General features: G+C 45.5%; 6 protein-coding genes and 2 pseudogenes. 4 read left to right on the top strand and 4 right to left on the bottom strand.

Annotated features, from left to right (window positions below; all coding sequences use genetic code 11):
• The first annotated feature begins 183 nt into the window (after positions 1 to 183).
• Positions 184 to 963 carry an APH(3')-VI family aminoglycoside O-phosphotransferase gene (locus PG892_RS21015; RefSeq protein WP_109018074.1) on the top strand — a complete coding sequence of 260 codons (780 nt, stop codon included), beginning with the start codon at positions 184 to 186 and terminating at the stop codon, positions 961 to 963.
• A gap of 507 nt (positions 964 to 1,470) precedes the next feature.
• On the opposite strand, the pseudogene PG892_RS21010 reads toward PG892_RS21015, so the two are convergent.
• Positions 1,471 to 2,103 (bottom strand): annotated as a pseudogene (locus PG892_RS21010) (IS3-like element ISAba14 family transposase); the annotation flags it as partial.
• Positions 2,104 to 2,210: 107 nt separating this feature from the next.
• Between PG892_RS21010 and PG892_RS21005 the strand changes: the two are divergent.
• Positions 2,211 to 3,158, top strand: coding sequence for an IS30 family transposase (locus tag PG892_RS21005; RefSeq protein ID WP_031285326.1), 948 nt, complete (start codon positions 2,211 to 2,213; stop codon positions 3,156 to 3,158).
• Here the strand turns inward: PG892_RS21005 and PG892_RS21000 are convergent.
• Both PG892_RS21000 and PG892_RS20995 read right to left on the bottom strand, forming a co-directional pair.
• Positions 3,141 to 3,467, bottom strand: coding sequence for a DUF7673 family protein (locus PG892_RS21000; RefSeq protein ID WP_270805019.1), 327 nt, complete (start codon positions 3,465 to 3,467; stop codon positions 3,141 to 3,143). The two genes, PG892_RS21005 and PG892_RS21000, sit on opposite strands and share 18 nt — an antisense overlap.
• A 15-nt stretch (positions 3,468 to 3,482) precedes the next feature.
• Positions 3,483 to 4,190, bottom strand: coding sequence for a hypothetical protein (locus PG892_RS20995; protein ID WP_094762260.1), 708 nt, complete (start codon positions 4,188 to 4,190; stop codon positions 3,483 to 3,485).
• Between the two features lie 121 nt (positions 4,191 to 4,311).
• On the opposite strand from PG892_RS20995, the pseudogene PG892_RS20990 reads away from it, so the two are divergent.
• Positions 4,312 to 4,604, top strand: a pseudogene (locus PG892_RS20990) (Mu transposase domain-containing protein); the annotation flags it as partial.
• Between the two features lie 300 nt (positions 4,605 to 4,904).
• Here PG892_RS20990 and ampC read toward each other — a convergent pair.
• Positions 4,905 to 6,050, bottom strand: a complete 1,146-nt coding sequence (gene ampC, locus PG892_RS20985) for a CMY2/MIR/ACT/EC family class C beta-lactamase (protein WP_094762261.1) — start codon at positions 6,048 to 6,050, stop codon at positions 4,905 to 4,907.
• A 150-nt stretch (positions 6,051 to 6,200) separates the two neighbouring features.
• On the opposite strand from ampC, the gene PG892_RS20980 reads away from it, so the two are divergent.
• A partial coding sequence (locus PG892_RS20980; RefSeq protein ID WP_270825806.1) for a HAMP domain-containing protein occupies positions 6,201 to 6,477 on the top strand: 277 nt, incomplete at its 3' end.

Here is a 6,477-nt window from a genome sequence, read left to right as displayed (position 1 = left end):
ATACCCCTCTGGAGGCCACGGACGGCGCGGCCTCCAGAGCACTTTGTCGTTTTTGGACGGAAAATCCCTAGAACCCCTATAGACAATAAGCCATATTTTTGCTACAGTGAACCTAATTAAGATCATCTATTTACTAGGCCTCGCATTTGCGAGGTTTTTAATGCTGAATAAAAGGAAAACTTGATGGAATTGCCTAATATTATTCAACAATTTATTGGAAACAGCGTTTTAGAGCCAAATAAAATTGGTCAGTCGCCATCGGATGTTTATTCTTTTAATCGAAATAATGAAACTTTTTTTCTTAAGCGATCTAGCACTTTATATACAGAGACCACATACAGTGTCTCTCGTGAAGCGAAAATGATGAGTTGGCTCTCTGATAAATTAAAGGTGCCTGAACTCATCATGACTTTTCAGGATGAGCAGTTTGAATTCATGATCACTAAAGCGATCAATGCAAAACCAATTTCAGCGCTTTTTTTAACAGAGCAAGAATTGCTTTCTATCTATAAGGAAACACTCAATCAGTTAAATGCAGTTGCTATTTTTGATTGCCCATTTATTTCAAGCATTGATCATCGGTTAAAAGAGTCAAAATTTTTTATTGATAACCAACTCCTTGACGAGATAGATCAAGATGATTTTGAGGCTGAATTATGGGGAGACCATAAAACTTACCTAAGTCTTTGGAATGAGTTAAATGAGACTCGTGTTGAAGAAAGATTGGTTTTTTCTCATGGCGATATCACGGATAGTAATATTTTTATAGATAAATCTGGTGAAATTTACTTTTTAGATCTTGGTCGTGCTGGATTAGCAGATGAATTTGTAGATATATCTTTTGTTGAACGTTGCCTAAGAGAGGATGTATCTGAGGAAACTGCTAAAATATTTTTAAAGCATTTAAAAAACGATATGCCTGACAAAAGGAATTATTTTTTAAAACTTGATGAATTGAATTAACTCCAAGCAATATCTAAAAATACTTAGCTGTATTTTTAAGTTGCTAATTTTTAAATAAATAAGTGAAAAAAGTTAGTGGAACTACTGATTTAAAGTTTTATATAGCCAATAAATCTAAATTTTGGTTTTTAAAATGAACTTATTTAAAATAGCTAAAGCTGTTTATTAGCTTAACTTGTGATTTAAGTTTTTTTGAATATAAAATTGTTAATTTATTAGCTTTACAAGTTTATTTAAATTTCATCGTGCAACATTTTTAACCAATTTTATTATCGATGGTATTTTTTTGTCTGCTTTTCTTTTCCTAGTCTTTTATCTATCCGTCAACCATATAGTATTTTATTAAATTCTTATGGGAAATGACGAATGTTAAATTATCTTAAGAGCTTTAATAATATCAATACTTATTTGATTTTATCGATAATTCTGCTGTTAATTATAATATCAGAGGTGGTCCCACTTGTTTGAACAACTAAAAGCGTATTTATAAGTGATATTCCGCTCTAGTTAAGCCACCTTGTTTTGTTGGGGTAGCTGATCATAGTAAAAATCATTTGGTGTCATTTTGTCTAGACTCGAATGAGGTCGTTTCAAATTATAAAACTCAAAATATGCACTTAATTGCTTTTTCGCATCTGTGACACTGCTATAAGCTTTGAGATACACCTCTTCATATTTAACGCTCCGCCATAATCGTTCAACCATCACATTATCTACCCATCGACCTTTACCATCCATACTGATTTGAATGCCATTTGATTTCAATACATCAATAAATGCATCACTGGTGAACTGACTGCCTTGGTCTGTATTCAATATTTCAGGTGATCCATATTTTTCAATCGCTTCATTTAAAACCGAAATACAAAAATCCACCTCCATACTAATCGATACCCTATGCGCAAGTACCTTGCGGCTATGCCAATCAATCACAGCACATAAATAAACAAAGCCTTTTGCCATAGGGATATACGTTATATCCGTAGACCACACTTGATTACTGCGCTGAATAGCCAACCCTTTGAGCAGATATGGATATTTACGGTGAGCTTGATTAGCCTGGCTTAAATTTGGTTTGCAATATAACGCCTGAATACCCATTTTCTTCATTAAAGTACGTGTATGACGTCGTCCTATATGATCGCGAATTCAGATAATAACTGCAACACCCATGGTGCATAGGAGAGAAGAGGCCAACTGCCGGTTCTGGTACGCTTCTTCTCGCCAAAGAAACAAAGCGGAACACCATGAGATACCATCAGTTGACCGAAGGACAACGATACCAGATCGCCTGCCTTCATGACCATGGCTTGAGCCAAGCAATGATTGCCCGCAAGGTGGGTGTGCATCCATCCACCATTAGTCGCGAACTCCGTCGCAACCGGTGTGCGCAAGGTTATCAACCAGCAGAGGCTCATCAATCGGCCACCCTGCGACGATGTTCCAGCAGCAAATATCGTGTCCCGGAAGATACCCTTATTTTCGTGACCATGGCGTTGGCCGCAGACTGGAGTCCGGAGCAGATAAGCTCGGTCTGCAGGCGCATTGGTTGCCCTGTCAGTCATGAGTGGATCTACCGCTATGTGGCGCAGGATAAGGCCAACGGTGGCAAGCTGTTCCGTCACTTGCGGCAAGGCCACAAACGTTACCGTAAGGGACAGAATGCCAAGCGCTGCGTGATCCCCAACCCGGTATCGATCGATGAGCGCCCAGCGATAGTCGACTCTCGTAGCCGATTGGGTGACTGGGAGGTGGATACCGTTTCGGGCAAACAAGGTAGTGGTGCCATCGTGACACTGGCCGAGCGTAAGAGCCGACTCTACCTAGTGCAGTATGTGCCTGCCAAGACGGCAGCTGCAGTGGCCGATGCCATCATCTGCATGCTAGAGCCCTACAAGGCACATGTTCATACAATCACCGCGGACAATGGCAGTGAATTTGTGGAACATGAGCGAGTAGCCAAGGTGCTAAATGCCCAGTTTTACTTCGCGCATCCATACAGCGCGTGGGAGCGAGGTCTGAACGAGAACAGCAATGGCTTGTTGCGGCAGTATGTGCCCAAGGGCAGCGACCTGAGCCAGCTCAGCCCGGATGAGTTGTCGGCCTTCGAGCGGCGACTCAACCTTAGACCGCGCAAATGTTTGGATTTCAGGCAACCGCAGATCGTGTTTGATGAACTACGACAGGTTGCTTGATTTGGCGGGTGTTGCACTTCGGAGTTGAATTCGCGGCTGTCTATGGGGCAGTACTAACGGCAGGGCCAGCGCTTCACATGCGCGGCCAGTGTCCATAAAGTCCGGGTCATTCTCACCATGCAGGCGATACCAAGTAAGCAACTCCACTGCGATGGAAAAGTGCTGTTCATCCAACCCACCCACGCGGCTCAGGTCGGCAGGCCAGTTGCGGCCATTCCAGAGCGATAGCACGATCCCCCGCAAGGTGATTGCGGCACCATAGCCATTCAGGAGAATGTGCCGGTGAGTCAAAAACGGTGATTCCTTCATTACTTTGTTTTCCCCTTAACTATCATCCCCTGAACGCATATGACGATTCCCAAAATCCTTAGCTCCAGACTCACCTAGCGAAACCGATGCCTGTGCCGCAGATATAGCTTCTGCCACCCAATCGCCGTCAATCCCTGGCACAGTCGGGAGTGCGGCGGCCACATCGTCAGGGATGGCCTTAATCCACTCCTGATATCCGAGCGTAGCCTCCAGCAGAGAGCACAGGCGTTTCATCAGATCATTACGTTGTTCAGTCACGGCCAACAATTTGCCAGTGGTATGAACATGGGCCTCGGATGCCAGAAACGCTTGGTCAACGAGCCCGCGCAGATTGAGCAAACCAGACTCCAATCGCTCGATGGTGAACTCTTCTCCCGCACAGCAAGCCACGCAGGCGGCAATTCGACGGTTGTTCATCTCGTCATCGGGGAAAACAGGGGCAATCATATGGGCCGCCTCGCCTGACAGCGTGTATCTGACCACGGACTGTACGGTGTTCGCATATTCTGGTTCGTCGTCGCTGTTCAGATTGATCGATGCCTTCACCATGTAGAGCCCTGGCACATCAGTGTCGATGCCAGCGCAGTTGGCCCAGCCAGCCTCTGAAATGTCATCCTGCACCATCCCTAGTGCCCGCTCATCGGCGCTTTCCAGTTCGATCACAGAGAATTGGTTATTGAATCCGATGGCCACCAGGGCTTGAAACTCTCGCCAGTATTCCATGCCTCGCTTTCCCCTTAAGGGGTTTGATGGCCAATGGAACGAAAACGTACGCTAATAACATAATTAATTGTTTATATTAAAATTTAATGTTCTCAGTTCTCCCTTTAAAATATCCTCCGGTAGCGTGAACGTATATAGGCAGTTCGTTACACAGCAGGTGCTGCGTCATAACCAGCGCAATCAGGATCTGGTCCGTCAGGAACTGGCACTTCTGAAGCCCCTCCCTCAGCGGCGGTGTGCTGACTACGAGGAGTTGTCTGTCCGGGTCAGAGCAGTAGTACCATCAACGTCCGACACGTTGTGTACAGCGTACCATCCAGACTTATCGGACAGATGCTGAAGGTTCGTCTGTGGGATGACAGACTGAGTTGTTACGTTGGCAGCGATGAAGTAGTTGACGCGTACCGGCCAAGGTAGTTGACGTCTAATACGCAACGGCCTGGTTCAATACGGCTCAGATGAGCCGCTTACATCCGATCACCAGTGCCTCATACTGAAAGTGAAGGCTCGGAGTAATAGAAGGCGATGAGGGAAAGTGAGGAAATTACACGCTCATTGCCCTCCGAAATAGCCGTTTATCTTCGCCAGACTGCGCAGGGGATACCGTGGAGAGCCCATAGCCCCTATATGTTGAATATAGGGGCTATGGGCACTCTATTACGTAATCATACTGGCCAACAGGTTGGGACCCGTTCAGAAGAGGGGCCCTGCCATTTACTGTAAGGCGTTAAGAATGCGATACGCAGCTTCCACTCGAGAGGGAATGGGGTAACTTTTGTTCGCTAGAATGACGATACCGAGTTGTTTTTCAGGTATAAATGCGACGTAACTCCCAAAACCTCCTGTCGAACCCGTTTTATGTACCCATGAAGCCGTTACCGCCGAAGATGGGGGGAAAATCTCACTAACGGTTTGCGGAGACAATATAACTTTAGGACTGCCACTGTTAAGTAATGTCTTTTCATTGAGCGGCCAATTGAGCATTTCCCAACCCAACCCCTGATACATGTCACCTACTTGCCAGTACCGCGACTGAGCAAGCAAAATTCCCTTTTGCAGTGAGGCATCTTTTACTTCGGAAGGTTCCATATTGGCCAACACCCAACTTGCCATATCCTCTATTGTGGATTTCACACCGTAGGCTTCGGCATCCATCATACCTGGAGTAACGCGAACCGCTTTTCCATCGCGGTAGCCCCATGCATAGTGTTTTTCTTCTTGTTGTGGAACCTGTATCCAGGTATGCGATAGATTTAGTGGCTGGAATACGCGTTTGATCATCGCTTGTTCAAAGTTCATGCCGGAAGGTTTAACGGCAAGTTTGCCAAAGAGCCCAATACTGGCGTTCGAATAAAGTCGCTTTGTGCCCGGTGTCCACTGCGGCTGCCAGGTCTCATAATAATTCTGTAATGACACTTCATTGGTCACATTATCCGGTATCTGGAGTGGTAAGCCACCGGCAGTGTAGGTTACCAAATTCAGCAAACTAATCCCTTCCCATTGATTCCCGGACAGCACTGGCCAGTATTTACTCACAGGATCATTCAGTTTAATTTCACCACGCGCAATGGCATCCCCCCCCAGAACACCGGTGAAGGTTTTACTCACTGAACCGAGCTCGAATAAGGTCTGTTTCGTGACGGGCTGTTTACCGGCAATATCGGCCATTCCCCAGATAAAGTAGTAAGGTTGCCCCTGATAGATCACCGCCGCTGCCATGCCAGGAATGTCCTGTTCTTTCATCAACGGAACAACGACATTATCAACGATATCGTCCAGTTTTTTTTCCGTTGGCGTTACTGCAAACGTAGGACCTGATGCGGCGATCAATAAGGCACAGAAAAGCGTCTTGGGTATCATAACTATCTTCCATAATTGAGAGTTGAAGGTTTTCCCCTGAATAATACTGTGAGTGGTCACACCTCGGTCGAACCAGGGCCGACGCATGATCATTCTTTGCGCTAGTTGATCAAGTATCGATCAGTTGAGCGGCGCCAAGTACGATTTTAATTGTACCTTGCGATTCTCTCTCCTCTTGGAAGACTGGTTGAAAGAGCCAGGAATATTTCCAATAACCCATTAAGTCAATCCCTCTACACTGGGCGCACCGATGAGTTTGGCCAAATAGAGTTTGCTTTACGAATGATGCAAGCTGAAACAGGCGCCATAGTAGGTCGCATAGGTGATGCATCAAATCGGCTTAGCGAACACACCCGAGGCCTACTAAAGGATATTGAGTCAAGCAATGTACTTACAGTTGAGCAGCAGGCAGAGACAGATCAAATAG

The sequence above is a fragment of the Aeromonas sp. QDB68 genome (assembly GCF_027707405.1).
GTDB lineage: Bacteria > Pseudomonadota > Gammaproteobacteria > Enterobacterales > Aeromonadaceae > Aeromonas > Aeromonas caviae.
This window is presented reverse-complemented; position numbering and strand designations above follow the sequence as displayed.

Excerpts from the sequence above, each read along its gene's own strand:
- PG892_RS21015 (WP_109018074.1), top strand. The coding sequence starts at position 184 with ATGGAATTGCCTAATATTATTCAACAATTTATTGGAAACAGCGTTTTA.
- PG892_RS21005 (WP_031285326.1), top strand. The coding sequence starts at position 2,211 with ATGAGATACCATCAGTTGACCGAAGGACAACGATACCAGATCGCCTGC.
- PG892_RS21000 (WP_270805019.1), bottom strand. The coding sequence starts at position 3,467 with ATGAAGGAATCACCGTTTTTGACTCACCGGCACATTCTCCTGAATGGC.
- PG892_RS20995 (WP_094762260.1), bottom strand. The coding sequence starts at position 4,190 with ATGGAATACTGGCGAGAGTTTCAAGCCCTGGTGGCCATCGGATTCAAT.
- ampC (WP_094762261.1), bottom strand. The coding sequence starts at position 6,050 with ATGATACCCAAGACGCTTTTCTGTGCCTTATTGATCGCCGCATCAGGT.